24 protein-coding genes are annotated in these 23,972 nt (G+C 71.5%); 17 read left to right on the top strand and 7 right to left on the bottom strand.

Annotated elements, in window-relative coordinates:
- Positions 1 to 13: 13 nt before the first annotated feature.
- Positions 14 to 829: a winged helix-turn-helix transcriptional regulator gene (locus tag NI17_RS09140; protein WP_234401950.1), complete on the bottom strand. Its 816-nt coding sequence runs from the start codon at positions 827 to 829 to the stop codon at positions 14 to 16.
- 958 nt (positions 830 to 1,787) lie between these two features.
- On the opposite strand from NI17_RS09140, the gene NI17_RS09135 reads away from it, so the two are divergent.
- On the top strand, positions 1,788 to 2,183 hold the full coding sequence (locus tag NI17_RS09135) for a VOC family protein (protein ID WP_068691666.1): 396 nt from the start codon (positions 1,788 to 1,790) through the stop codon (positions 2,181 to 2,183).
- A 258-nt stretch (positions 2,184 to 2,441) separates the two neighbouring features.
- Here the strand turns inward: NI17_RS09135 and NI17_RS09130 are convergent, their stop codons facing one another.
- Positions 2,442 to 3,833 carry an FAD-binding oxidoreductase gene (locus NI17_RS09130; protein ID WP_068691668.1) on the bottom strand — a complete coding sequence of 464 codons (1,392 nt, stop codon included), beginning with the start codon at positions 3,831 to 3,833 and terminating at the stop codon, positions 2,442 to 2,444.
- A gap of 186 nt (positions 3,834 to 4,019) precedes the next feature.
- Positions 4,020 to 4,718 (bottom strand): class I SAM-dependent methyltransferase, encoded by a 699-nt coding sequence (locus NI17_RS09125; RefSeq protein ID WP_068691670.1) that lies wholly within the window; start codon positions 4,716 to 4,718, stop codon positions 4,020 to 4,022.
- Between the two features lie 617 nt (positions 4,719 to 5,335).
- On the opposite strand from NI17_RS09125, the gene NI17_RS09120 reads away from it, so the two are divergent.
- From NI17_RS09120 to NI17_RS09045, 16 genes are all read left to right on the top strand, one after another.
- Positions 5,336 to 6,157: an SDR family NAD(P)-dependent oxidoreductase gene (locus NI17_RS09120; protein ID WP_068691672.1), complete on the top strand. Its 822-nt coding sequence runs from the start codon at positions 5,336 to 5,338 to the stop codon at positions 6,155 to 6,157.
- A 263-nt stretch (positions 6,158 to 6,420) separates the two neighbouring features.
- Complete coding sequence (locus NI17_RS09115; RefSeq protein ID WP_068691674.1) at positions 6,421 to 7,635, top strand: acyl-CoA dehydrogenase family protein; 1,215 nt, start codon at positions 6,421 to 6,423, stop codon at positions 7,633 to 7,635.
- 60 nt (positions 7,636 to 7,695) lie between these two features.
- Positions 7,696 to 8,187, top strand: a complete 492-nt coding sequence (locus NI17_RS09110; protein WP_084012624.1) for a PhzA/PhzB family protein — start codon at positions 7,696 to 7,698, stop codon at positions 8,185 to 8,187.
- Between the two features lie 65 nt (positions 8,188 to 8,252).
- Entirely contained in the window at positions 8,253 to 9,437 is a 1,185-nt protein-coding gene (locus NI17_RS09105; RefSeq protein ID WP_068691676.1) for a 3-deoxy-7-phosphoheptulonate synthase, read from the top strand.
- 33 nt (positions 9,438 to 9,470) lie between these two features.
- The gene (locus tag NI17_RS09100; protein WP_068691678.1) at positions 9,471 to 10,094 is read left to right on the top strand and encodes an isochorismatase family protein; all 624 of its coding nucleotides are present in this window, start codon (positions 9,471 to 9,473) and stop codon (positions 10,092 to 10,094) included.
- Positions 10,091 to 11,983, top strand: coding sequence for an anthranilate synthase family protein (locus tag NI17_RS09095; protein WP_068691680.1), 1,893 nt, complete (start codon positions 10,091 to 10,093; stop codon positions 11,981 to 11,983). Before NI17_RS09100 ends, NI17_RS09095 begins: the two co-directional genes overlap by 4 nt.
- A complete protein-coding gene (locus tag NI17_RS09090) occupies positions 11,980 to 12,357 on the top strand; it encodes a hypothetical protein (RefSeq protein WP_068691682.1) in 378 nt (125 codons plus the stop codon). Before NI17_RS09095 ends, NI17_RS09090 begins: the two co-directional genes overlap by 4 nt.
- Positions 12,342 to 13,178 (top strand): PhzF family phenazine biosynthesis protein, encoded by an 837-nt coding sequence (locus NI17_RS09085; protein WP_119268091.1) that lies wholly within the window; start codon positions 12,342 to 12,344, stop codon positions 13,176 to 13,178. The genes NI17_RS09090 and NI17_RS09085 overlap by 16 nt, the downstream gene beginning before the upstream one ends.
- A gap of 7 nt (positions 13,179 to 13,185) precedes the next feature.
- On the top strand, positions 13,186 to 13,824 hold the full coding sequence (gene phzG, locus NI17_RS09080; protein WP_068691684.1) for a phenazine biosynthesis FMN-dependent oxidase PhzG: 639 nt from the start codon (positions 13,186 to 13,188) through the stop codon (positions 13,822 to 13,824).
- Between the two features lie 74 nt (positions 13,825 to 13,898).
- Positions 13,899 to 14,414, top strand: coding sequence for a flavin reductase family protein (locus NI17_RS09075; RefSeq protein ID WP_068691686.1), 516 nt, complete (start codon positions 13,899 to 13,901; stop codon positions 14,412 to 14,414).
- A gap of 127 nt (positions 14,415 to 14,541) precedes the next feature.
- On the top strand, positions 14,542 to 15,150 hold the full coding sequence (gene wrbA / locus NI17_RS09070; protein WP_068691688.1) for an NAD(P)H:quinone oxidoreductase: 609 nt from the start codon (positions 14,542 to 14,544) through the stop codon (positions 15,148 to 15,150).
- 46 nt (positions 15,151 to 15,196) lie between these two features.
- Positions 15,197 to 16,786 (top strand): amino acid adenylation domain-containing protein, encoded by a 1,590-nt coding sequence (locus NI17_RS09065; protein ID WP_068691690.1) that lies wholly within the window; start codon positions 15,197 to 15,199, stop codon positions 16,784 to 16,786.
- A complete protein-coding gene (locus tag NI17_RS09060; protein WP_068691692.1) occupies positions 16,783 to 17,040 on the top strand; it encodes a phosphopantetheine-binding protein in 258 nt (85 codons plus the stop codon). Before NI17_RS09065 ends, NI17_RS09060 begins: the two co-directional genes overlap by 4 nt.
- Positions 17,041 to 17,176: 136 nt before the next feature.
- On the top strand, positions 17,177 to 18,208 hold the full coding sequence (locus NI17_RS09055; protein WP_068691694.1) for a 3-oxoacyl-ACP synthase III family protein: 1,032 nt from the start codon (positions 17,177 to 17,179) through the stop codon (positions 18,206 to 18,208).
- A 151-nt stretch (positions 18,209 to 18,359) separates the two neighbouring features.
- Positions 18,360 to 19,460 (top strand): phenylacetate--CoA ligase family protein, encoded by a 1,101-nt coding sequence (locus NI17_RS09050; protein WP_068691696.1) that lies wholly within the window; start codon positions 18,360 to 18,362, stop codon positions 19,458 to 19,460.
- Positions 19,460 to 20,845, top strand: coding sequence for an aldehyde dehydrogenase family protein (locus NI17_RS09045; RefSeq protein WP_068691698.1), 1,386 nt, complete (start codon positions 19,460 to 19,462; stop codon positions 20,843 to 20,845). Before NI17_RS09050 ends, NI17_RS09045 begins: the two co-directional genes overlap by 1 nt.
- A 285-nt stretch (positions 20,846 to 21,130) precedes the next feature.
- Here NI17_RS09045 and NI17_RS09040 read toward each other — a convergent pair whose 3' ends face one another.
- From NI17_RS09040 to NI17_RS09025, 4 genes are all read right to left on the bottom strand, one after another.
- Positions 21,131 to 21,688 carry a MerR family DNA-binding transcriptional regulator gene (locus NI17_RS09040; protein ID WP_068691700.1) on the bottom strand — a complete coding sequence of 186 codons (558 nt, stop codon included), beginning with the start codon at positions 21,686 to 21,688 and terminating at the stop codon, positions 21,131 to 21,133.
- A gap of 124 nt (positions 21,689 to 21,812) precedes the next feature.
- Positions 21,813 to 22,961, bottom strand: a complete 1,149-nt coding sequence (locus NI17_RS09035; RefSeq protein ID WP_068691702.1) for an acyl-CoA dehydrogenase family protein — start codon at positions 22,959 to 22,961, stop codon at positions 21,813 to 21,815.
- Between the two features lie 2 nt (positions 22,962 to 22,963).
- Positions 22,964 to 23,461: a MerR family DNA-binding transcriptional regulator gene (locus NI17_RS09030; protein WP_084012625.1), complete on the bottom strand. Its 498-nt coding sequence runs from the start codon at positions 23,459 to 23,461 to the stop codon at positions 22,964 to 22,966.
- A gap of 19 nt (positions 23,462 to 23,480) precedes the next feature.
- Positions 23,481 to 23,927 carry a MaoC/PaaZ C-terminal domain-containing protein gene (locus tag NI17_RS09025; RefSeq protein ID WP_068691704.1) on the bottom strand — a complete coding sequence of 149 codons (447 nt, stop codon included), beginning with the start codon at positions 23,925 to 23,927 and terminating at the stop codon, positions 23,481 to 23,483.
- Positions 23,928 to 23,972: the final 45 nt, after the last annotated feature.

Raw genomic sequence — 23,972 nt, 5'->3', positions numbered from 1 at the left:
TGGCCTCTGCGCCTCACCGCGCCTCTTCGAGAACCTCCATCTGCTGGGCGAATTCCTGCCATTCCTTGGAACATTCCATGGCTATCCGGTAAATGGTGCCCGCCCAGTGCGACGGGACGCTTCTCAACAACTGCTCCCGGTTTTCGATGAGGACGGAGATCGCGGAGAGGACCCGGAGCAGACGGCGACCGTTCTCCGAGTAGCGCAGCACGGGGTCTCCGGTCAGGGTCTCCAGGCAGGCGCGCAGGTCCTCCGACTGGACCGGGGCGCGGTTCGGCCGGGGCGTCGGCAGGTTCGAGGAGTCCTTCCGGGTGGGAGGACCCGACATCCTCTTCCGGTTCCTGGCCCGTGGAACCGGTTCCTCGCCGCGCCGCAACCGCTCTTTGACATCCCGAACGGTGCCGGGGGAGATCCCGGCCTCGTCGGCGATCCTGCGCAGGGACGCCCGCGGGTTCTTCCGGAGGAGTTCCGCCGCGCGGAGGCGGCCCGCCGCGGGGTCGAGCGGCCGCACCCTTCCGTCCCGGCCGACCCGCGCGGTGACCTCGGGAGCACTGATCTGGGCGGAGTGCCGCAGGTCGCGGACCGTCTTGGGGGACAGGCCCGTGACGGAGGCGACCATCCGGTCCGACCACTCCGGGTGGGAGGCGAGGATGCGCCGGGCCGCCGCCGTGCGCTCCGCCAGGGTCAGGGGAAGGCCGTGCCGGGTGTTTCCCTCGACGGAGAGGACGAAGGCCTCGCTCTCCGTCCCCTCGAAGAACCGCGCGGATATCAGGGTTCCTCCCTGGTCGGCGGCGACCTTCAGGCGGTGCATGCCGTCGATCACCCGCATCGTGGCGCGGTGGACCAGGATGGGCGGAAGTTCCTCCCTGGATTCGGTGAGGGTTCTCAGGTGCTCGGGTCTCAGTCCGCGGTGGCGCGGCGAGTCAGCGGGATTCAGCGAGCTTATCGGGACCAGTTCTGGAGCCGATATGTTCTGTGACCACCGCTTCCGGAGCGATGCGATGTCCGTTTCCGAACCGGTGGAGTCCTTGGGGAGAGCGGATTCGGGGTTCACGCAAGGATTTCCTTCTTCTGTTGACCGTTGCTGGTTCCGGGGAAAATTCAATGGCCAAGGCGCGAATCAGAACTCTCTTGACGCGAGGGATTTTCTTCTCTTCCGGTCTTCCGGAGAATTGGTGCCGGTGCTCTCCGTCGGCGGCCGTCGTGGTCTCTTCAGCGGCTTCCGGAGACAGCCGACTCCCGTGCGGCGGGTGGTGCCGGCCCCGTTTCCGGGGGTGGCCGCGGTGCCGCCGGACGGCCGTGGCGGACCGTGGTCCAGTGTGTCGGGGGCTGGCTCCGGACGGGACGTTCCACGTGCCCGGAGCTGCGGAGGAGCCGCCTGCCCCGGTTCACCGCAACCCCGGTCCTCGCCGTGCGGCCGGATGCCGCTCCCGTGACATCAGTCCCCCAGGCGGATTTCGGAGATCAGTTATTTATTTCCTCGTGATCTGCGCGTCTGGAATTCTATTTGTGCGGCTACGGAGTGTCAACGGCCCGGCTATAATCGGTTTCTATCAAAAGCCGCCTCCCATGTTCCGGGAGATATGCCGGTGCGGTGCCGCGTGCCTCCGGGTGTCCGGACCGGGGCCGTGGGCGTCCCTGACCTCGGAATCTATTCGACCGCCGCAGGGAAAGTCCGGGTGCGGCCGGTCCCCGGAACCCGAAGAAGTGTGCGAAGGCGCCGACGCCGCTGATTCGCCTGAGGAAAGAGAGAATGAACAAGCGGCCACCGTGCTATTCTGCCCGCCATGGAGAACCTTGACCGTGCTTTTCCGGTTGTCTTCTCCGAGGCGGTGCCCGCCACCGCGGGGTTCTACGAACGGCTCGGATTCACCCGGGCCGTCGAGCACCCTCCCGGGGACGCGCCGACCTACGTCGGCCTGCGCCGCGGCTCGGCCGAGCTCGCCGTCGTCGACGCCGCCCAGGCGCGGGACCGCTACGGCCGGGGCCCGGAAGACGGTGTCCGCTTCGAGATGTTTGTCTTTGTCGCCGAGGTCGACGCCGTTGTCGAACGGCTGCGCGAGGAGGGCGTCCCCGTGCTCCGGGGCCCCGCCGACATGCCGTGGGGCGAACGGGTCGCCTATGTCGCCGACCCCGACGGCAACCCCGTGGGGATCGCCTCGCACCGGTCGGCCTCCCCCTGAGCCTCCGCAGGTGAGGCCCGACCGGGGAGCGCGTGGTCGGCGGAGCCGGTCGGGGCGCAGGTCGGCTCCGCCCCGACCGGAAAGCAGCGGTCCGAAGGCGGCCGGATCCCGGGTCCCACCCTGCCCGCGCGGTCCCCGCCGACCGCGGAGGCGGAGAACCGCGGCCGACACCCACGGGGAAGCCGCACGGTGCTTCGCGGGGAGCGGCCGGCGGCGGCCGCGCACGTCCGGGTGCTCCGACCGTGCCGCGGCCGCCTGTCAGCGGTCGGCGGCCGCGGGCGCGACAGCGCTGTGGCCGCAGCGGAAGACGTTGTCCGGATCGTGGACGGCCTTGACCGCCGCCAGCCGGTCCGCGACGGTCTTCTCGTAGAGCTTGGACCTGAGGTCGGCGGGGTCCCGCTCACCGTAGACGAAGTTCGGCGACCGCCCCAGCGTCCACGGCGCGACGGCGGCCTCGAGCCGTCCGTGGGCGTCGCGCACGTCCGCCAGGGAGGCGTCGTCGAGCGGGGAGAGCACCCGCAGGATGTACTGCGCCTCCCGGAAGGAGACCGCGTTGTCCACCGCGGGCCGCCGCGCCAGCGCTCCGCCGAGGTGGCGCAGGTCGACGATGCACGGCACCGGCGCCTCGGCCCCCGCCAGTTCCCGGACCGCCTCCAGCGCGGACGGGTCCAGTTCGCGCAGCAGCACGTTGTTGCCGTCGTAGGCGTGGGCGAAGTCCGGCTCCCGGTAGATCGATCCCGCCCGGCTGTAGGGCAGTTCACCGACCTCGTCGACGAGCGGCGGGGCGACCTCCCGCCACGGCCGCACCAACTCCGGCCCCGCGGCCAGGTCGGTGGTGGCGAACCGGACGTGGACCACGTGCCTGCCCCGCAGCGGTTCGGGGAAGACCGGGATCGCCGGGTAGCCGATCATCCCCACCGACGCGGTCATGGCCTCGGGCAGTCCGGCCGTCCACTCGCGGAAGAACGAGAGAAGCGGAGCGGCGTGCTCGGAGCCGAAGAACATCCCCCCGCCGTAGATCCGGTCGACCGGCTGCAGGGCGATCTCCAGACCGGTCACCACACCGAAGTTGCCCTGCCCGCCCCGCAGCGCCCAGAACAGGTCGGGATCGCTGTCGGCGGTCACGTGGCGCAGTTCGCCGTCGGCGGTGACGACGTCGACGGCGCGCACGTGGTCGGCCGCGTAGCCGAACTCCCGGGCCAGCAGGCCCATGCCGCCGGCGAGCGTGTAGCCCACCACGCCGACATGCCCGGCGGAGCCGCTGGGGGGGACCAGGCCGTACGGTTCGGCCCGCTCGACCACCCGCTCCCAGCGGGCCCCCGCCCCGATCCGGGCGCACCGGGCGTCGGGGTCCACGGTGACGTCGTCCATCCGCCCGGTGGTGACCAGCACGCTGTTGTCGTCGAAGACGGTCACCCCGTGCCCGGTCGACTGCACCGCGACGCCCATCCCGTGCTCGACCGCGAACCGCACCGCCGCGCGCACGTCATCGGCGTCGACCGCGCCGACCACCACCGCCGCCCGGTGGTGGAACCCGGTCTGGAAGCCGCGGGTCTCCTCTTCGTAGCCGTCCCCTCCACGGGGCAGCACCGGGCCGCGCACCCGGGCCGCCAGGTCGGAGAAGCCGCCGTGAGCACTGCTGTCGCCCATCACCGCAGTCCTTTTCGCCTTGGGCCTTTCGTACCGCCTGAACCGGTGTCTGGTTCCCCGCCCCATCCTGGACGCCTCCGGTCCCCACGTCCAAGACCTGGTGTTTATCGCTGCCAGAACCCGCGGTTATGGGAACCGGGCCCGCCCGGCGGCGACCAGTCGACTCCGCCGGACGGGCCCCGGGGCTCACCCCCGGTCCGCCAGGACCACCCAGACGGGCAGGCGGGTGCGCCCCCGTTCGTCGACCTCGGGAGCGGCCCCGGTCCTGTCCAGGAAGTCCCGGACGGGAGCGGCCACCCCCACGAACACGTCCCGTTCCACGTCGGTGACGGACCATCCCGCCCGGGCCAGCGTGGTGCGCACGTTCTCCCGCGACACCGCCAGCGGGGCCGGCATCCCTCCGGGCACGTCGGCGAAGCACAGCATGTTCAGGCGGGCGCCGGGCCGGGTGACGCGGTACAGCTCGGCGACGTAGCGTTCGCGCGTCGCCTGGTCCATCGTGTGGTAGAGCGCGCTGTCCAGCACCGTGTCGAAGCGGCCCGCGTAGTCGTCCAGCCTGGTCGCGTCCGCGACGGCGAACTCGACGTCGGCCCCCCGCGCCCGCTGCCTGGCCTGCTCGACCGCGGTGGAGGCGGCGTCGACGGCGGTCACCCGGTAGCCGCGTGCGGACAGGAAGACGGCGTTGTCGCCCAGGCCGCATCCGACGTCCAGCACCGCGCCGCGAAAGCGCCCCCGGCGCTCCAGGTCGACCACGGCCGGCTGCGCCTCGCCGATGTCCCAGGGGACACTTCTGATCCCGGCGCCGGGCAGCAGGTCGCCGCCCTCGTAGACGGCGTTGAAGTCGGCTTCGGTGAAGTCGTAGGAGTGGCCGGTTCTGTCGGTCACACGATCCTCCTCACAACGAACGGGTTCTGCGCAACCGCGGTGGCCCACCCGGAGGAACGCCGGTTCGCTGCCGCACGCGGAAGGAACCCGCGGCGGGAACTCCCCTCCGTGCCCGGCGGGAACGCTTTTCCGGGCATGCGGAAAGGAAGGCGGAGGAGAATTCCTCGCCGCGTCGCCGCCGGAGCGTGAATAGCGCGGAACGCCCCTCTCCCGGAGAGGCCGCAGTGATCCCCGAGATACGGGGACGGTTACGGAAACGTACCCGTGGAAGAAGGAAGCGGCAAGCCGCGGGACGTACGGCGGAGCCGAAACACCGGACGGCCCCCGGAAATGCGCTCCGTGCCGCGACCGGTCCGCCTCCTCTTTTTCCGGGGTGCGTGCCCCACCGCCCCGGTTCCGGAGCGCCGAACCGTGAAAACCCTCGTCAGCCCGTGGCAGGACGGGAAGGCCCCCGGTGTGCAACTGGGAATTCTCCTCAGTTGCACACCGGGGAAACAGCACACCGCTCGACAGAATTCGACCGTTTTGGTCGAATACACGGTCGTCACGGGCAGCGCGGACCGACGCGGGCGACCGCGCGGCAGGCGCACGAACGCCAGAAGACAGGAGGGAGTGCCGTGTCCGGCAAGGTCTGGTTCATCACCGGAGCGTCCCGAGGGTTCGGCAGGGTCTGGGCGCGGGCCGCACTGGAGCGCGGCGACCGGGTCGCCGCCGGCGTCCGTACCGTCTCGGCCCTGGACGAGCTGGTCGAGCGGCACGGGGACGCCGTTCTGCCGCTGCGGCTCGACGTGTCGGACCGGGAGGCCGTCCACGCCGCCGTGGCCGCCGCCCACCGGCGGTTCGGGCGGTTGGACGTCGTGGTCAACAACGCCGGCTACGGGCTCTTCGGCCCCGTGGAGAACGTCACCGAGCAGCAGGCCCGCGACCAGATGGACACCAACTTCTTCGGCACCCTGTGGGTCACCCAGGCCGTCCTGCCCGTCCTGCGCGCCCAGCGCGGCGGCCACATCGTGCAGGTGTCGAGCATCGCCGGTCTGGCCTCCTGGCCGATGCTGGGCCTCTACCACGCCTCGAAGTGGGCCATCGAGGGAATGAGTGACGCCCTGGCCCAGGAGGTGTCGCCCTTCGGCGTCCACGTCACCCTGCTGGAGCCGGGGCCCTACAGGACCGACTGGAGGGGGAGTTCCGCGGTGTGGGCCGAGCCCGGGGAGGCCTACGCCGAGTCGGTGCGGGCCATGCGCGACACGTCGGCCGGGATCTCCCCGGGAGACCCCGAGGACACCGTCAAACCCCTCTTCGACATCGTCGACGCTCCCCACCCGCCGCTGCGCTGCCTCCTCGGCGCCTGGGCGCTCGACACCGTGCGAAAGACCTACGAGGAGCGGCTGCGCACCTGGCGGCGCTGGGACGGGGCGGCCGGGGCCGCCCACGGGGACTGAACCGGTCCCTCCCGGGAGCCCCCCACCCGCGGGGCGCCGCTTCGCGCCGCCGGCCGCGTGAATACTCACCTCCATTCCTCCGAGCAGCAGAAAACGCCCGACACGTTCTTCGGGCGTACGCCGCACACCCGTTTTCCACCCAGGGGGGACACCGTTTCCCCGAACAACTGGAATGCTTCCGCAAAATGCGGCGCGGCCTTGAGGGAATCCGCCTCCGCCGGTAGGTTCTCCCGCGGCGGACCGGACCAGAGAGAAGAGATTCCATGAACAATTCGACTGCCACCGAATCCTTTTCCACCGACATTTCCGCACCCGACCGGGACACGCTTGTGGGACGGGCCGAAGCGCTCCGGGAGAAACTGTGGGAGGACGCGGAGGAAAGCGACCGGGAACGGCGCCTCACCGAAAGGGCGGTGTCGGGCGTCACCGGCGCCGGGCTGATGCGTCTGATGACGCCGAAGCGGATGGGCGGATACCAGGCGGATGTCCGGACGCTTCTGGACGTGGCAACGGAACTGGGACGCGGATGCCCGTCGACCGCGTGGGTCACCGGCGTGCTGAACGTGGGCAACTTCGTGGTCTCCCTCTTCCCGGAAGAAGCGCAGGAGGAGGTCTGGCGGGACAACCCCGACGCGCGCACCGCACTGGTCCTGGGCGTTCCGTCCAGGGCCGTCGAGCCCGTCGACGGAGGGGCCGTCGTCAGCGGCGAGTGGGCCTACGCCTCGGGGAGCCTGCACTGCGAGTGGGTGTGCCTGCTGGTGGCGCTGGGCGCCGACACCCCCCAGCCGCACTTCGCGCTGTTTCGCGCCGAGGAGGTGCGGGTCAAGGACACCTGGTTCTTCACCGGCATGCGCGGGACCGGAAGCAACACGGTGGTCGCGGACCGGGTGTTCGTTCCCCGGCACCGCCTGCTGCCGTACCTGCCGGTCCGCAACGGCGAGATGGACGGGCTGGTGGACGCGGACAACCTCTACCGCAACAGCATGACGGGGGTGTTCTCGCTGGGGCTGCTCGGGGCGCTCATCGGTGGCGCCGACGCGGCGCTGCGCTACGTGCGGGAGAAGGCGCCGACCCGTCCCGTGGCCGGTGCCACCTACGCCAACCAGGCGGAGTCGCCGACGACCCAGCTCGCGCTGACCGAGGCCGCCACGAGGATCGACACCGCCGAGCTGCACGCGCGGCGCATCGCCGACACGGTCCACCGCCACGCGCGGGCGGGGCGCAACCCGGACCTGCTGACCCGTGCCCGGTCGCGCATGGACGCCGCCTACGTCGCGCAGCAGTGCCGGGAGGCGGTGGACGTCCTGGTCACCGCGTACGGCTCCTCGGCATTCCACGAGTCCAACCCGCTCCAGCGGATCTGGCGCGACATCAACGTGGGGAGCCGGCACGCGGGCTTCGGCATGGGAATCCCCCAGCAGCTCTACGGCCGTGCCCTCGTCGGCGCGGACCCCCGGCAGATCAGCGTCCTGGTGTGACACGACCCGGACCGAGAACCCGAAACGACCCGGCAGACGACACGGAAAGCGAGGCATCCCATGTCCACCGACACCGCGTTCCCGACCCGCTTCTCCGACGACAAGGAGATGCGCGACCACAACCGCGCCGTCGTCGAGCGGTACATGAACACCCGGGGACAGGACCGACTCCGCCGGCACCTGCTCTTCACCGAGGACGGATCCGGGGGACTGTGGACCACCGACAGCGGCGAACCGATCATCATCCGCGGCCGGGACCGTCTGGCCGAGCACGCCGTGTGGTCGCTGAAGTGCTTCCCGGACTGGGTGTGGACCAACATCGAGATCTTCGACACCCAGGACCCCGACCGGTTCTGGGTCGAGTGCGACGGCGAGGGGCGGATCCTCTTCGACGGATATCCCGAGGGCTACTACCGCAACCACTTCATCCACTCGTTCCTCTTCGAAAACGGCAGGATCAAGCAGCAGCGCGAGTTCATGAACCCGTGCCAGCAGTTCCGGGCCCTCGGGATCGAGGTCCCCGCGATCAGGAGAGCGGGGATCCCCACATGACAGGCCGTGCGGCATGACCTCCGTGCTCCGACCGGTTTCTCCCAACGCTTCCCAGGGGGCCCGCCTTGACATACGCCGTTACGGAAAGTAAGCGTCTCGGGGCGCTTCAGCAGCCCGAATGGAGTGACCCCGCCCAGGTCCGGCGCGTGCGGGACATCCTCAGGTCCCGCCCGCCCCTGGTCGGGGTGGACGGTGTGGACGTACTGCGCTCCCTCCTCGAAGACGTCGCCGCCGGAGCGGCCCACGTGCTCCAGGCCGGGGACTGCGCCGAGAACCCGCAGGAGAGCACCCCCGAGCACGTGCGCCGCAAAACCGCCCTGCTCGACCTGCTCGCCGACACCCTGGGCAGGGCCACCGGCACACCGGTGCTGCGGGTGGGACGCATCGCGGGCCAGTTCGCCAAACCCCGCTCCCGCCCCGTGGAACAGGTCGGTGACCGCACCCTGCCCGTCTACCGGGGGCACATGGTCAACAGCCCGGAGCCCGACCCGCAGAGCCGCCGCCCCGACCCGCTGCGCATCCTGGTCGGCTACATGGCGGCGAGCGACATCGTCGAGCAGCTCGGATGGCGCTCACCGCTTCCCCCGACCCGGCCGGACACCGAATCCCCGGTGTGGACCAGCCACGAGGCGCTGCTGCTGGACTACGAGGTCCCCATGGTCCGCGAGACCGACGACGGCCGACGCTGGCTCGCCTCCACCCACTGGCCGTGGATCGGGGACCGCACCCGGCAGGTGGACGGCGCCCACGTCGACCTGCTCGCCGGCGTCGTCAACCCGGTGGCCTGCAAGGTCGGCCCCACGATGGGCGTCGAGGAGATCACCGCCCTGTGCGAGCGGCTCGACCCGCTGCGGGAACCGGGACGCCTCACCCTCATCGCGCGCATGGGCGCCGACACCGTCACCGACCGGCTGCCCGCACTGGTGGAGGCGGTGGCCGCGGCCGGCCATCCGGTGATCTGGCTGTGCGACCCGATGCACGGCAACACCGTCACCACCCCCGCCGGCAGGAAGACCCGGCTGCTGGACACCATGCTGCGCGAGGTCCGGGGCTTTCGCGCGGCGGTGGCCGCGGCCGGTGGCGTGGCGGGCGGACTGCACCTGGAGGCCACGCCGGACGACGTGACCGAGTGCGTGGCGGACGCGTCCCAGTACACGGCCGCCGAAGGCCGCTCCACCACGCTGTGCGATCCCAGGCTCAACCCCCACCAGGCCGCCGCCCTCGTCGCGGCCTGGGCCGAGGCCCGCTGAACCGCCCCGGCCCCGCCCGAAAGGAGACGCCCGATGGCCGGTATCCCGCCGATCAGGCCCTACTCCCTGCCGACCCGGGAGCAGCTTCCCGACAACCTCGTCCGGTGGACGCCGCGCCCGGAACGCGCGGTACTCCTCGTCCACGACATGCAGCACTACTTCCTCAGAGCCTTCCCCGAACCGCTGCGCACCGAACTGGTCCACAACGCCGCCCAGCTCCGCAAGCACTGCGCGGCCCTGGGCGTGCCGGTGGCCTACACCGCCCAGCCCGGCCGGATGACCCCGCAGCAGCGCGGACTCCTCGCGGACTTCTGGGGTCCCGGCATGCGCACCGACCCCGCGGACAGCGCGGTGGTCCCCGAACTCACGCCCACCGCCGCCGACTGGACGTTCACCAAGTGGCGCTACAGCGCCTTCCACGGCTCGGACCTGCTGGAGCGGATGCGGGAGGCCGGACGCGACCAACTGCTGCTGTGCGGCGTCTACGCGCACGTGGGCGTGCTGGCGACCGCGCTGGACGCGTTCACCAACGACATCCAGCCGTTCCTGGTCGCCGACGCGCTCGGCGACTTCCACGAGGACGACCACCGGTTCACCCTGGACTACGTGGCACGGCGGTGCGGGAAGGTCGTCACGGCCGAGGAGGTGTTCGCATGAACCCCCCGGCCGCGGACCACGGCCACGACCTGCTCGACCGGATCCTGGCAGCACCCCCTCCCGCCTTCGCCCTGCTGCACCGGGCCGGCGGCGGCACCCCGGGAACCGTCGACGTCCTGACCGGAGAGGTGACACAGCCCGCGACACTGGCGGACATCCCGCTGACCGGACCGCGCCCCCCGGAGCCGAAACCCGCGCACGACGCACTGGTCCTCATCCCCTACCGGCAGATCGCCGAGCGCGGCTTCACCGTGCCGGACGACGGAGCGCCGCTGGTCGCGATGGTCGTCACCGAGCAGAGCAGTACGGCCGCCTCCGACGTGGTGCGCCGCATCCCCGACGTACCGATCCGCCTGGACAGCAACCGCTTCGACGTGGACGACGCGCACTACGCCGCGACGGTCCGCCGGGTCGTCGCCGACGAGATCGGCACCGGCGAGGGAGCCAACTTCGTGATCAAGCGCTCCTTCCTGGCCGAGGTCGGCGACTACTCGCCGCACGTCGCCCTGTCCCTCTTCCGCCGCCTGCTGGAGCGCGAGCAGGGCGCCTACTGGACCTTCGTCGTGCACACCCCGGAGCGGACCCTCGTGGGCGCCACCCCGGAACGGCACGTCTCGCTGGAGCACGGCGTGGCCGCGATGAACCCCATCAGCGGCACCTACCGCTATCCACCCACCGGCCCCACCCTGCGCGGCATCACGGAGTTCATCGCCGACCGGAAAGAGACCGACGAGCTGTACATGGTGGTCGACGAGGAACTGAAGATGATGGCGCGGATCTGCGACACCGGCGGGCGCGTCTCGGGACCCCACCTCAGGCAGATGGCGCGGCTGGCGCACACCGAGTACCTCATCGAGGGGCGGAGCAGTCGAGACGTGCGCGAGATCCTGCGCGAGACGATGTTCGCCCCGACCGTCACCGGAAGCCCCCTGGAGAACGCGACCCGCGTCATCCGCCGCCACGAGCCCGAGGGGCGCGGCTACTACAGCGGCGTCGCCGCGCTGATCGGCCGCGACGCCGACGGCGAGCGCACCCTGGACTCCGCCATCCTCATCCGCACCGCCGAGATCACCCCCTCCGGCCGGATGCGGATCGCGGTGGGCGCCACGCTGGTACGCCACTCCGACCCGCGCTCGGAGGCCGAGGAGACCCGGGCCAAGGCCGACGGCCTGCTCACCGCGATGCGGTCCGGCGCGGACACGCGCTTCGCGGACCACCCCGAGGTGCGCGCGGCCCTGCGGCGCCGCAACACCGGGATCGCGGACTTCTGGCTGCGCGACGGCGGCCGGGTGGCGCGGGTGGACGGGCTGGTCGGCGTGGAAGCCCTCGTCGTCGACGCGGAGGACACCTTCACCGCGATGATCGGCCACCAGCTCCGGGCCCTGGGGCTGTCGGTGACGGTGCGGCGCTTCGACGAGCCCTACGACCCGCGGGACTACGACCTGGTCGTGCTGGGACCGGGGCCGGGGGATCCGCGTGCGGCCACCGACCCCCGCATCGCCCATCTGCGGTCGGTGGCCGACCTGCTGCTGGACACGCGACACCCCTTCCTCGCCGTGTGCCTGAGCCACCAGGTGCTCAGCCTCAGGCTCGGATTCGCACTGCTCCGCCGGGACGCCCCCGACCAGGGCGTGCAACGGGAGATCGACCTGTTCGGCGCCCGGGAGAGGGTCGGCTTCTACAACACGTTCGTGGCGCACAGCACCGAGGACAAGCGCGAGGTCGACGGGGTCGGCCTGGTGGAGGTCAGCCGCTGCCAGGCGAGCGGGGAGGTGCACGCGCTGCGCGGGCCGCACTTCGTCTCCCTGCAGTTCCACGCCGAATCGGTGCTCACCGTCGACGGCCCCCGCATCCTCGCCCGGACCATCCGGGGGGTGCTGGGCCGGTGAGGATCGACATCGCCTGGTGGGACCTGGACGCCTCCGCGCAGACCATCGACACCCTGCGCGGGCATCTGGCCGACGCCGCCGCCGTCTGGGGCGACGTCCCCGGACTGCGGCTGAAGCTGTGGATGGCCGACCGCGACCGCAACCGCTGGGGCGCGGTGATGGTGTGGGAGGAGTCCCGCCCCCACGACAGCGCGCTGCCGCCCAACCGCGCGGCCGAACTGATCGGCTACCCGCCCACGCACCGCTCGCGGTTCGAGGTCGAGGCCGCGGTCGAGGGCCTGCACGCGCTTCCGACCCTCCACGGCCTGGGCCCCGCGCTCACCCCCGCAGACCCGCCCCCTCACACGGAGAGCAGCCCATGCACGAGTACATGATCGTGGACGCCTTCGCCCGCCGACCACTCGAAGGCAACCCCGTGGCCGTCTTCTTCGACAGCGCCGACCTGACCGACGACCTGATGCAACGCATCGCCAAGGAGATGAACCTCTCCGAGGTCACCTTCGTGCTGCCGCCCCGCGGCGACGCCGACGCCCGCATACGGATCTTCACCCCGGTCAACGAACTCCCGTTCGCCGGACACCCCCTGCTCGGCACGGCCGTCGCCCTGGCGGTGACCCGAAAGACCGGGCACCTGCGCCTGGAGACCGCGATGGGTGTCATCCCCGTCGAGGTCGACGGGGACGCGGCGGACCTCAGGACCGTGCGCATGCGCCAGCCGGTTCCCACCTGGGAGCCGTACGAGCACGCGGCGGAACTCCTGGAGGCGCTGGGGGTGACGGCCGCCACCGTGGCGGTGGAGGCCTACCGCAACGGACCCCGCCACGTGCTGGTGGGGCTCGACAGCGTGGCCGCGCTCTCGGCCCTCCACCCGGACCACCGGGCGCTGTCCCGCTTCCCCGACATGGCCGCCAACTGCTTCGCCGGAAGCGGCACGCGCTGGCGCACCCGGATGTTCTCCCCGGCCTACGGCGTGGTCGAGGACGCGGCGACCGGTTCGGCCGCCGGACCCCTCGCGATCCACCTGGCCAGGCACGGCCTCGCCGAGTACGGCCAGCGCATCGAGATCCTCCAGGGCGTCGAGATGGGACGCCCCTCCCTCATGGTCGCCACGGCCGAGGCAGACGCAGAGCGCGTCCGGTCGGTCCATGTCAGCGGCCACGGAGCCGTCGCCGCCCGCGGAACCCTCTACGTCTAGGAGCCCGATGGACACCAGCAGGTTCGAATCCCTCACCGGGGAGACCGGCCTCGACTTCCCCGAGTACGAGACGCCGCCCCCCGAGCCCATGGGGCTCGTCCGGCGATGGCTGGACGAGGCGGTCGCGCGCGGCGTCCGGGAGCCCCGCGCCCTGGCCCTGGCCACCGCGGACCAGCACGGCCGCGCCTCCAACCGCATCGTGGTCATCACCCGCCTGGACGAGTGCGGCGTGGTGTTCACCAGCCACAGCAGCAGCCGCAAGGGCCGGGAGTTGGCGGCCACGCGCTGGGCGTCGGGACTGCTCTACTGGCGCGAGACCGGCCAGCAGATCATCCTCTCCGGACCGGTGGCACAACTCGACGAGGCCGAGTCGGACGCGCTGTGGGCCGCCCGCCCCCACCCGCTGCACGCCATGTCGACCGCCTCCCGGCAGAGCGAACCGCTCTCGGACGCCGAGGCGCTGCGCGCCGAGGCCGGGCGGCTGGCGCGGGCGGGAACCCCCCTGCCCCGCCCCGACCGGTTCGTCGGCTACCTGCTGTCGCCCACCGAGGTGGAGTTCTGGTGTGCCAGTCCCGACCGGCTGCACCGCAGGCTGCGCTACGACCTCCACGAGCGGACGTGGCACACGGTGCGGCTCCAGCCCTAGCGCGGTGCGCCCCGCCGGCGGTCGAGCCCGCGCACAGCCGAGTTTCCCGACGCGACGGAGAAAAGGATGACGCCATGGAGCACACGCTCCTCACCGCGGCGATGGCCCGGGTCCCCGGCCCGGTGACGGTGGTGACCACCGTCGACGACTCGGGCAGACGCTGGGGGTTCACCGCGACCTCGTTCAGCTCGGTGTCCCTGGACCCGCCCCTCGTCCTGGTCTGCCTGGACAAGAAGGCCAGCAGCCACGCCGCGTTCACCGCGGCCGCACACCTCATGGTCAACGTCCTGGCACACGAGCAGGAGGAGGTCGCGCGGAGGTTCGCCGCCTCCGGCGTCGACCGGTTCTCCGGAGGGGACATGCAACCGTGCGAACTCGGCCTTCCCGGCCTTCCCGGAGCGTGCGTCCGCGTCGCCTGCTCGATGTACCGCGTCGTCGACGCCGGCGACCACAGCATCCTGCTCGGCCGGGTGGAGCGGACGCACGTGAGCGACCGCACACCCCTCCTCTACTGCGACCGCTCGTTCTCCCGACCCAGCCCCGAGGCGGGAAGGAGGCCGTGGAGCGCCCTCCACCTCGCCGAATGGTAGCCGCGACAGCCCCGCCCCCCTTCCCCGGCCCGGGCCGCCGCCCGGCCGCAGCGCGATTCCGACCGGTCCCCCCGAACCGCCGTCCGTCCCCCCGGCCCCGCCCGGGCGACAAGGAGTTGCTTTGGCCATGGACACCACGGTGAAAGTCGCCGTCATCTACTACTCCGCGACCGGACACGTCGCGCAGATCGCCCGCGAGATCTCCGAGCAGGCAGAGAAGGCCGGCGCCGAGGTGCGGCTGCGCAGGGTGGCCGAGACCGCCCCGCGCTCCGCCGTCGACGCCAGACCGGAATGGGCGGCCCACCTCGCCGCGACGGCCGACATCCCCGTCGCCACCGCCGAGGACATGCTGTGGGCCGACGCCGTCATCATGGGCTCGCCCACCCGGTTCGGCAACATCTCCGCCCAGCTCAAGCAGTTCATCGACACGCTCGGCCCCGCCTGGAGCCAGGGACTGCTGGCCGGGAAGGTCTACAGCGGTTTCACCTCCACCAAGAGCCCGCACGGCGGCAGCGAGTCCACCCTGCTGGCCCTGGCCAACTCCTTCTACCACTTCGGCGGGATCATCGTCCCCCCCGGATACACCCACCCCGACAAGTTCGCCGACGGAAACCCCTACGGCACCGCCCACACCTGCGGGGCGGACGCCGCGGCGGTCGGCGAGACCACCCGGAACGCGGCCCGGGTCCAGGCCGCACGGGTGGTCAGGTTCGCCCGCGCCGTGAGAACCGCCTGAGAGCGGGCGCACGCGCCCCCGGGCCACCGAGGAAAAAGGAAGAGCAATGCCCACGGAAAGCACACGACATCCGAAACCCGAACACGTCGCGGCCTCCCGGACCCTCGTCGGGATCTTCACCGAAGCGGCCGCGAACAACCCCGACGGCACCGCACTCGCAGACGCCGACCAGGTCTTCTCCTACCGGCAGCTCGACGCCTGGTCGGACGCGATCGGAGAGCTTCTCCACGCCCGGGGCGTGCGCAGGGGGGACCGGGTCGCCCTCCGGCTCCCCGCGAGCGCCGAGGCCATCGCCTCGATGCTGGGCATCCTCAAGGCCGGCGCGGCCTACGTGCCGCTGGACATGCGCAACCCGTCGACGCGCAACCAGTTCATCGTCGAGGACGCCCGGACGTGCGCGTTCATCGGCGACCCGGACGGCTGCGCCGTCGACGACGCGTCCGTCATCGACGAGGAGGACGTGGCGAAGCTCTGGCAGGCCCGACCGCAGCCCCGCACGGAACCGGTCCCCGCCCCCGACGACACCGCCTACGTCATCTACACATCCGGGACGACGGGACGGCCCAAGGGGGTGCCGGTCTCCCACGGCAGCGCGGCCACCCTGCTCGCGGCCACGAACCACCTCTTCTCGTTCTCCCCGGCGGACCGGTGGCTGCTCTTCCACTCCATCGCCTTCGACTTCTCCGTCTGGGAGATCTGGGGCGCCCTGTCCACGGGGGCGCGGCTGGTGGTGGTGCCGCGGTGGACCGCCCGCAACCCCGAGGAGTGCGCGCGCTTCGTCCGCGACCAGCGGATCACCGTGCTGAACCAGACCCCCACCGCCTTCGGCGCCCTGGCCGCCGCGGTGCTCCACGGCGACATCGCACTGCCCCACCTGCGCTACATCATCTTCTGCGGGGAGAAGCTCACCCCCGCGGCGCTGCGCCCCTGGGCGGACCGCTTCGGACTGGAGCGGCCGATTCTGGTCAACATGTACGGGATCACCGAGACCACCGTACTGACCACCTTCCACGAGGTGACCGAGAAGGACCTCGCCGGGGAGGCCTCACCCATCGGCCGCCTCCTGCCCGGGTTCACCGCCCGCGTCGTCACCGAGGACGGCCGCGACGCCGGTCCGGGCGAAGAAGGAGAGCTGTGGCTGGCCGGACCGCAGGTCGTCGAGGGCTACCTCAACCTGCCGGACCTCACCGCCGAACGGTTCCCCCTCCTCACCTCCCCGGAGGGCGCCACGGTCCGCTACTACCGCTCCGGGGACCTGGTGAGCACGGCCCCCGACGGCGGCCTGGTCTACCACGGGCGCGCCGACCTCCAGGTGAAACTGCGCGGACACCGCATCGAGCTCAGCGACGTCGAGGCCGCGGTGCGCTCCCACGACGCGGTGGCCGACGCGGTGGTGTGGGTCCACGAGTTCAAACCCGGAGACCAGCGCCTGGTGTGCGCCTACGTGGCCACCGAGGGCGCCGCGCCCGACGCGCGGGCACTGCGCGCGCACGTGAGGACCCTGCTCCCCTCCTACATGCACCCCGCCGGCTACCAGCGGCTGCCCACGCCCCACCTGCCGCGCACCATCAACGGGAAGGTCGACCGGGCCGAGGTCGCCCGGATCTGGGAAGAGGAGAGAAGCCGCAACCGATGAGCGCGACACCGAACACCGTCCCGGCCGAGGAGATCCAGCGGCTGACCCTGCGGTGGGCCGCCGAACTCCTGGAGGAGCCCGAGGTCCTTCCGGAGGACAACTTCCTGGAACTCGGCGGACACTCCATGCTCGCCCTCCAGATGGCCGAACGCGCCAAGAAGCGCTTCGGCGCCGAGTACGACCTGATGATCCTGTTCGAGAAGGACTTCGCCGCGGCCGCCGCGGAACTGGCCCACCGGATCACCGGGGACTGAGAACCGTACCGGGCGCGGTACGCACCAGTGCAGCCCGCGCTGACCGCCGCGCCCCCGCCACACCGGCGCCCAACGGCGCCGCCCCCCTTTCCCCCGCGCCCCCGCGGAGAAGACCTCTGACCTGATGGGAGCATCGATGCCCGACCCGACAGTGGACATCGGAATCGCGAGCCTCGGCTTCGCGTTCGGAGACGACCAGGACGTGGCGGCGACGGCAGGCGAGTACGTGCCCGACCCCGAGCGGGTGCTCAAGTGGGGCTACCGAACCTTCCACCGCGCCGCCGACGACGTCCACGCCACCGACCTCGCCGCCGCGGCGGCACGCCAGGCCCTGGAGCGCGCCGGCACCGACGCCCGCGCACTGGACCTGGTGGTGCTGGCCACCTCGGACATGCCCGAGTACTCCTACTGGGACAGCGCGGCGGCGCTCGCCGACAGACTGGGGATCGAACGTACGCACACCCTGCTGCTCAACGAGGGCTGCGCCTCGGGAATCAACGGCCTCTTCTACGTGGCCGCGGCGATGGCGATGCGGCCCGAGACCGACACGGCGCTGTTCGCAGTGGTCAACAGGGTCAGCGAGTTCCACCGCAACCGGATGAACGTGTTCAACTCCGTGCTGAGCGACGGAGCCGCGGCCGCCGTCATCCGCCGGGGCCACCCGGCCAACCGCTGGCTGGCGAGCGAGAGCTTCACCGTCCCCCGCTACAACGACCTGATCAGCCTCGAGTTCGGTGGCGCGGTGCGGCCGCTGCCACCGGACGGGTGGTCGAGCCGCACCGCGCCGTCGGGCTACGACAAGATCAACGAGCACTTCGACAACGACTCGGCACGGCTGCGGCGGTTCCTGGGCGAGCGGGTCGACCACATCCGCGAGGTGATCGACGCGGCCTGCGCCCGGGCCGGGATCACCCGCGGCGACGTCGACCACGTCATCTACACCAACGACAGCCCCGCGAGCATCACCGCGATCGCGAAGGCGCTCGACCACCCCCCGCACCGCACCAACGCCGAACTCTCACCGGAACACGGCCACATGGGAGCCGCCGACCAGCTGGTCTCGCTCGGGGTCCACCTCGAACGCGGCGACCTGAGACCCGGTGACGTGGTGGCGCTCTGCGGAATATCGACCGGCATGCAGTGGTGCTGCACGCTGCTGCGGATCTGAGCGCCCCGGGACGGCGCCGGCGTCGGCGGACGGCACCGCACCGACGCCGACGCCGGCGACCTGTCCGAGCGCGTACGGCCCGCCGGAACGCCTTCCCGGCGCCGCGGACGTGCGCACCAGCCCCCACCGCGACCGACGCCAAGGAGACACCGTGCCCGTGCCCCCCACCGCGATCCTGGACCTGCCGTTCGACGCCCGCCCCGACCCCGAGGAGTTCATCCGCGCCGCGATGGACTGGCACTTCAGTCCGGAGACCGGCTCGCCCTACTGGCTGGAGCGCGCCAAGACCCTCGACTTCGACCCGCGCACGGACGTCAGGACCCACGAGGACCTCGCGCTCTTCCCGAACGTGGCCTCCGAACTGCGCGACGTCCGCGTGGAGGACCTGATCCCCCGGGGCTACGGCCCCCACCCCGATGTGGTCGGCGTCTTCGAGAGCGGGGGCACCACCGGCGCGCCCAAGCGCGTCGTGCTGCTGCGGGACTGGCTCGACCGGATGCTCGCCTGGAGCAGCGCGAACCTCGACGCCCACGGCTTCGGACGGGGCACCAACTGGCTGGGGATCGTGCCCACCGGGCCGCACCTCGTCGGAGAGTACTTCCGCAGGTCCGCCAGCACCTACGGCTCCTACGGCTTCACCGTCGACCTGGACCCGCGCTGGGTGCGAAAGTCGATGGCCGCGGACCGCAGAGGCGAGGCCGACGCCTACGCCGAGCACGTCGTCGACCAGGCGGCCGACGTCCTGCGGTCCCAGGACGTCGGCGTCATGACCATCACACCCCCGCTGCTGGAGCGGCTGGCGCGGCGGGAGGAGCTGGTGGAACTGGTCAACACGAAGGTGCGGGCCATCCGCTGGGGCGGCACCCACCTCGATCCGGACTCCCGGTACCTGTACCGCAGGGAGGTCTTCTCCGAGACCGTGCTCTACGGCCACTACGGAAGCACCATGGTCCTCGGGTTCGCCTCGGAGCGGGCCGGGCTCGGCGACGACGACCCCTGCGTCTTCGACACCCTCAGCCCGTACGTGACCTTCTCGGTCGTGGACCCCGACACCCTGCGCCCGGTCGACTACGGCCAGCGGGGCCGGGTGCTGGCCAACCACGTCAGCAAGTCCTTCCTGCTGCCCAACAACCTGGAACGCGACACCGCCCTGCGGGTCCGGCCGCCCGCCGGGCAGGTCGGCGACAGCGTCGCCGACGTCGCACCGGTCGCGACGTTCGAGAACGAGACGGTCATCGAAGGGGTCTACTGATGCCGGGATCCCGCACCGCGCTGGTCCAGCTCCCCGCGCTCGGCGCGAAGGGCGCCTACCGGTCCCGCAACCGCTTCACGGTCACCGACGTCGCCGGTGCCGACGTCGCGGAGCTGAGCCTCGTCCCCCCGCTGTTCGTGGACCGGACGGTGGCGGCCCTGCGCCGGGCCGACAGCCCGGACCCGGACCGGCGGACCGCCCTCCTCCGCAGCGCGGCGCGGCTGTTCGCCACCGCCGCGCTCGGCGGCCTGACGGTCGAAGACTACGAGTACGCGGTCAGCCGGGTCAGCGGCATGCCGATCTCCGTCGTGCGGGCGGCCACCACGGCCACCGCCGCGCGCCTGGCAAGGGCCTACCACAGCGTCCAGCAGGCCCGCCCCACCGGCGCGGTGAACCACTGGCGCGACCCGAGCACCCGTACCGGGCGCGCCGTGTGGCGGCGGCGGGGCGACGTCTTCGCCGTGCACGCCGCGGGAAACCACCCCGGCACCCACAGCCTCTGGCCGCAGGCGCTCGTCCTCGGCTACCGCGTGGTGGTCCGACCGTCCCGCCGCGACCCCTTCACCCCCCACCGGCTCGTCACCGCGCTGCGCGCGGCGGGATTCGGCGACGACCAGGTGGCGCTGCTGCCCACCGGCCACGACCACGCCGACGCGGTACTGCGCGCGGCGGACCTGGGCATGGTCTACGGCGGACAGGACGTGGTCCGCAGGTACCTGCGGGAGCGGACCGTGCTGCCCCAGGGGCCGGGGCGCTCGAAGATCCTGCTGACCGCCGACGTGGACTGGCGCGACCACCTGGACACCATCGTCGACTCGGTGAGCCGCCACGGCGGCACCGGCTGTGTGAACACCACCGCCGTGTACGTGGAGGGTGATCCGGCGCCGCTGTGCGCGGCGCTCGCCGAACGGCTCCGCGGACTGGCGAGCCTGCCCCCGCAGGACGAGGCGGCGCTCCTTCCCGTGCAGCCGGTGGCCGCCGCGCGCGCCGTCGAGGCGTTCCTGCTCCGCGAGGCGGCCGGAACCCGGCCCTGGCTCGGTGGCGACGGGGTGGTCGAGGAGTTGGGGGACGGCAGCGCCGTGCTGCGGCCCGCGGTCCACCAGCTCGACCGGCCCGACGCCCCCCAGGCCCGCAACGAGCTGCCCTTCCCGTGCGTGTGGGTCGCCCCGTGGACGCCCGAGGCCGGTACCGCGCCGCTGCGCGACAGTCTGGTGGTCACGGCGATCACCCGCGACGAGCGGCTGGTCGACCGGTTGCTGGAGGAGCCGACCATCAGCAACGTCTACGTGGGGGACCACCGCACCTACCACAAGGACCCCGACCTTCCCCATGACGGCTACCTCGCCGAGTTCCTGATGCGCAGCAAGTCCGTCATCCGGGACTAGACCCCCGGTGGGGGCGCGGCGCGCCGCAGGGCTCCCCGGCGGAGCACAGGCTCCGCGGCTCCGGTCCGTGCGGTACCCGCTGCCGGGCGGAGCCGTGCGGCACCTCGGGGCGCGCCGCCGGGGCCGCGGCCGTGTGCGGAGATCCGCCGTGGACGTCGCGGCACCGCGTCCGGCGTCGGGGGGAGTGGGGCGGCAGGGCCGGAAACACCGGAAGAACAGGCCGATGAGGTCGAGGTCGGTGACGGGTCGGCCTGTTCTCCGCGTCCTGTGGGAGGGCCACGGGTCTCAGTCGTGGGACTCCGACCGGTCGGTGGAGTTGAGGCCGGAGGACTGGGCCTCCTCGCCGAGCATGCGCAGCAGTTCCGGAGTCTGGTCGGCCTTCATCGAGCGGCCGCGGGTGGCCTCCATGACCAGGTCGTGCAGCCGGGTCAGCACGCGGATGCGGTGCTCCAGCACGGTGACCTTGCTCTCCAGGAGGGCCTGGGTGCGTTCGGAGGCCGCGGTGGTGCGGTCCAGGGCCCACTGGCCGAGATCGCGGATCTCCTCCAGGGTGAAGCCCATCTCCTTGAGCAGCAGTGCGCCCTCGACGTAGAAGATGTACTCGCGCGGGTAGCGGCGGCTGCCTCCGGCGGTGCGCGGGGGAGTGGGAAGGATGCCCAGTTCCTCGTAGTAGCGGATGGTCCTGGGGGAGACCTGCGCGCGCTTGGCCAGTTCGCCGATGCTGAGCAGTTCTCCCCCGTCGGAGTGGCCGGGAGGCTCTTGGGGAGTCGGTCGGGACTCGGCGCTCTCCGCGGTGTCGGCGGCCGGGGAGGTCCTCCTCCGGGAGGAGGTGCGTGTGGACATCGGTGGGCTCCTAGGCTGCTGTTGAAATTGAAACTTAACGAATTTCGTTAAGTTTCTGTCCAGTTTACCACCGGTAGCGGAGAGCGATTTCCCAATGTGGGCGGAGTCACGGTCCGCCCCGCTGTCAGAAGCCCAGGTCGCGGCCGATGATCTCCTTCATGATCTCGGTGGTGCCGCCGAAGATCGTGTGGATCCGGGCGTCGCGCCAGAAGCGGGAGATCGGGTACTCGTCCATGTAGCCGTAGCCTCCGTGCAGTTGGAGGCAGGTGTCGGCGGTGCGCTTCATCAGTTCGGTGGTCCACCACTTGGCCTTCGCCGCGTCCACCGGACTGAGCGTTCCCGCGTTGAGCTCGAGTACGGCGCGGTCCACGTAGGTCTGGGCCATCTCGATCTCGGTCGCCATCTCGGCGAGTCTGAACCGGCTGTTCTGGAAGCTGCCGATCTCCTGGCCGAACGCCTTGCGCTCGTGGCAGTAGCGCACGGTCCAGTCGAAGGCGGCCTGCGCGGCGGAGACGGCGACGACGGCGATGGACAGCCGCTCCTGCGGCAGGTTGCGCATCAGGTAGCCGAATCCCCTGTTCTCCTCGCCGAGCAGGTTCGACGCGGGCACCCGGACGTCCTCGAAGACCAGTTCGGCGGTGTCCTGGGAGTGCATGCCCGCCTTGGCCAGGTTGCGGCCGCGGCGGAAGCCCGGCATGCCGCGTTCCACGACCAGGAGGCTGACACCGCGCGCCCCGGCCGACGGGTCGGTCTTGGCCACGACGATCACGATGTCGGAGTGGATGCCGTTGGTGATGAAGGTCTTGGTGCCGTTGAGGACGTAGTGGTCGCCGTCGCGGGTCGCGGTGGTGCGCACCGCCTTGAGGTCGCTGCCCGCGCCGGGCTCGGTCATCGCGATCGCGGTGACGACGTCTCCGGAGCAGAAGCCGGGCAGCCAGCGCTGCTTCTGCTCCTCGGTGCCCAGTTCCAGCAGGTAGGGCGCGACGACGTCGTTGTGGAGGCCGAAGCCGGAGCTGAGGGAGAGGGCGCCGGCGCGCGCGAACTCCTCCACGAGGACCGCGTTGTAGCGGAAGTCGGGTTCGCCGCCGCCGCCGTACTCGGCGGGCACGGCCGTGCCGAGGAAGCCCGACTCGCCGGCCAGCTTCCACAGCTCGCGGTCGACCAGGCCCTCGGCCTCCCAGCGTTCGTACTCGGAGACGACGTTGCGGCGGACGAACTCGCGCACGGAGTCCCGGAAGTCGTTGTGGACGGTGTCGAAGAGGGTGCGTTGCATCGTCAACTCCAGCGTGGTGGTGGATTGTTGTCCGATTCGTCTGCCGTGAAACCCTCACCGCTCTTCTCGCTGACCCAGCGCAGCAGTTGCGGCACCGGGGCGTCGGGGTCGACGCGGGAGGAGGCGGCCGCGCTGACGAGCCGGTACAGGCGCTTGAGGACCCGGATCCGGTGGTCGAGTTGGGAGACCTTCTCCTGCAGGATCGTCTTCGTGCGGCTCGACGCCGAGGCGCCGGTCAGCGCGAAGCGGCCCAGTTCGGCGATCTCGTCGAGGTCGAAACCGAGCTGCTTGAGGATGCGGGTGCCCTCCAGGTAGAAGAAGTAGTCGCGGGAGTAGCGGCGTGTTCCGCCCGTCGTCCTCTGGGGCGGGGGCAGGATGCCGAGCTCCTCGTAGTAGCGGATGGTGCGGGTGGACAGTCCGGACCGGCGGGCGAGTTCACCGATGCTGAGCAGGTCGCGCTGCCTGCCCTTGGGGCCGTCGGCGGGGGCAGGGGATGCCACGGGCTCCTCCCGGGGGCCGTCAGGCGGCTTCGGCGGAGGGGCCGGAGCCGACCCAGATGTTGATGCGCGCCGAGATGACGGTCTCGTCGCGCTGGTTGAGGATGTCCTCCTTGATCGTCACCACGCCGCCGGGCGTCTTGTCCCTCTTGTCGAGCACCTCCATGACCGGGTGGATCGTGTCGCCGAAGAAGCAGGGGGCGAGGAACCTGACCTCCTCCATGCCGAGGAACGCGATGACCCGGCCCGGCAGCAGCGGGATGAGTCCGGCGCCGCAGGACAGCACCAGCAGGCCGTGCGCGATGCGCTGCCCGAACGGTGTGGTCTTGGCGTACTCGGCGTCCATGTGCAGGCCGAAGTGGTCGCCGGTGACGCCGGCGAAGTTCACCACGTGGGTCTCGGTGATGGTCAGGCCGGTGAAGGCGCGTCTGTCGCCGACGGCGAGTTCGTCGTAGTAGCGGTCGAACACGGGGCTCCTTCGGGGGCGGGCCGTCGGACACGGCCAAAATATTGA

This window comes from Thermobifida halotolerans (assembly GCF_003574835.2).
GTDB classification, from domain to species: Bacteria; Actinomycetota; Actinomycetes; order Streptosporangiales; family Streptosporangiaceae; genus Thermobifida; species Thermobifida halotolerans.
This window is presented reverse-complemented; position numbering and strand designations above follow the sequence as displayed.

Bases quoted from the DNA above. Each gene is read 5' to 3' on its own strand.
- NI17_RS09135 (WP_068691666.1), top strand. From the start codon at position 1,788: ATGGAGAACCTTGACCGTGCTTTTCCGGTTGTCTTCTCCGAGGCGGTG.
- NI17_RS09140 (WP_234401950.1), bottom strand. From the start codon at position 829: ATGCGGGTGATCGACGGCATGCACCGCCTGAAGGTCGCCGCCGACCAG.
- NI17_RS09065 (WP_068691690.1), top strand. From the start codon at position 15,197: ATGCCCACGGAAAGCACACGACATCCGAAACCCGAACACGTCGCGGCC.
- NI17_RS09055 (WP_068691694.1), top strand. From the start codon at position 17,177: ATGCCCGACCCGACAGTGGACATCGGAATCGCGAGCCTCGGCTTCGCG.
- NI17_RS09110 (WP_084012624.1), top strand. From the start codon at position 7,696: ATGTCCACCGACACCGCGTTCCCGACCCGCTTCTCCGACGACAAGGAG.
- NI17_RS09060 (WP_068691692.1), top strand. From the start codon at position 16,783: ATGAGCGCGACACCGAACACCGTCCCGGCCGAGGAGATCCAGCGGCTG.
- NI17_RS09040 (WP_068691700.1), bottom strand. From the start codon at position 21,688: ATGTCCACACGCACCTCCTCCCGGAGGAGGACCTCCCCGGCCGCCGAC.
- NI17_RS09095 (WP_068691680.1), top strand. From the start codon at position 10,091: ATGAACCCCCCGGCCGCGGACCACGGCCACGACCTGCTCGACCGGATC.
- NI17_RS09100 (WP_068691678.1), top strand. From the start codon at position 9,471: ATGGCCGGTATCCCGCCGATCAGGCCCTACTCCCTGCCGACCCGGGAG.
- phzG (WP_068691684.1), top strand. From the start codon at position 13,186: ATGGACACCAGCAGGTTCGAATCCCTCACCGGGGAGACCGGCCTCGAC.
- NI17_RS09035 (WP_068691702.1), bottom strand. From the start codon at position 22,961: ATGCAACGCACCCTCTTCGACACCGTCCACAACGACTTCCGGGACTCC.
- NI17_RS09045 (WP_068691698.1), top strand. From the start codon at position 19,460: ATGCCGGGATCCCGCACCGCGCTGGTCCAGCTCCCCGCGCTCGGCGCG.
- NI17_RS09130 (WP_068691668.1), bottom strand. From the start codon at position 3,833: ATGGGCGACAGCAGTGCTCACGGCGGCTTCTCCGACCTGGCGGCCCGG.
- NI17_RS09075 (WP_068691686.1), top strand. From the start codon at position 13,899: ATGGAGCACACGCTCCTCACCGCGGCGATGGCCCGGGTCCCCGGCCCG.
- NI17_RS09085 (WP_119268091.1), top strand. From the start codon at position 12,342: ATGCACGAGTACATGATCGTGGACGCCTTCGCCCGCCGACCACTCGAA.
- NI17_RS09115 (WP_068691674.1), top strand. From the start codon at position 6,421: ATGAACAATTCGACTGCCACCGAATCCTTTTCCACCGACATTTCCGCA.
- wrbA (WP_068691688.1), top strand. From the start codon at position 14,542: ATGGACACCACGGTGAAAGTCGCCGTCATCTACTACTCCGCGACCGGA.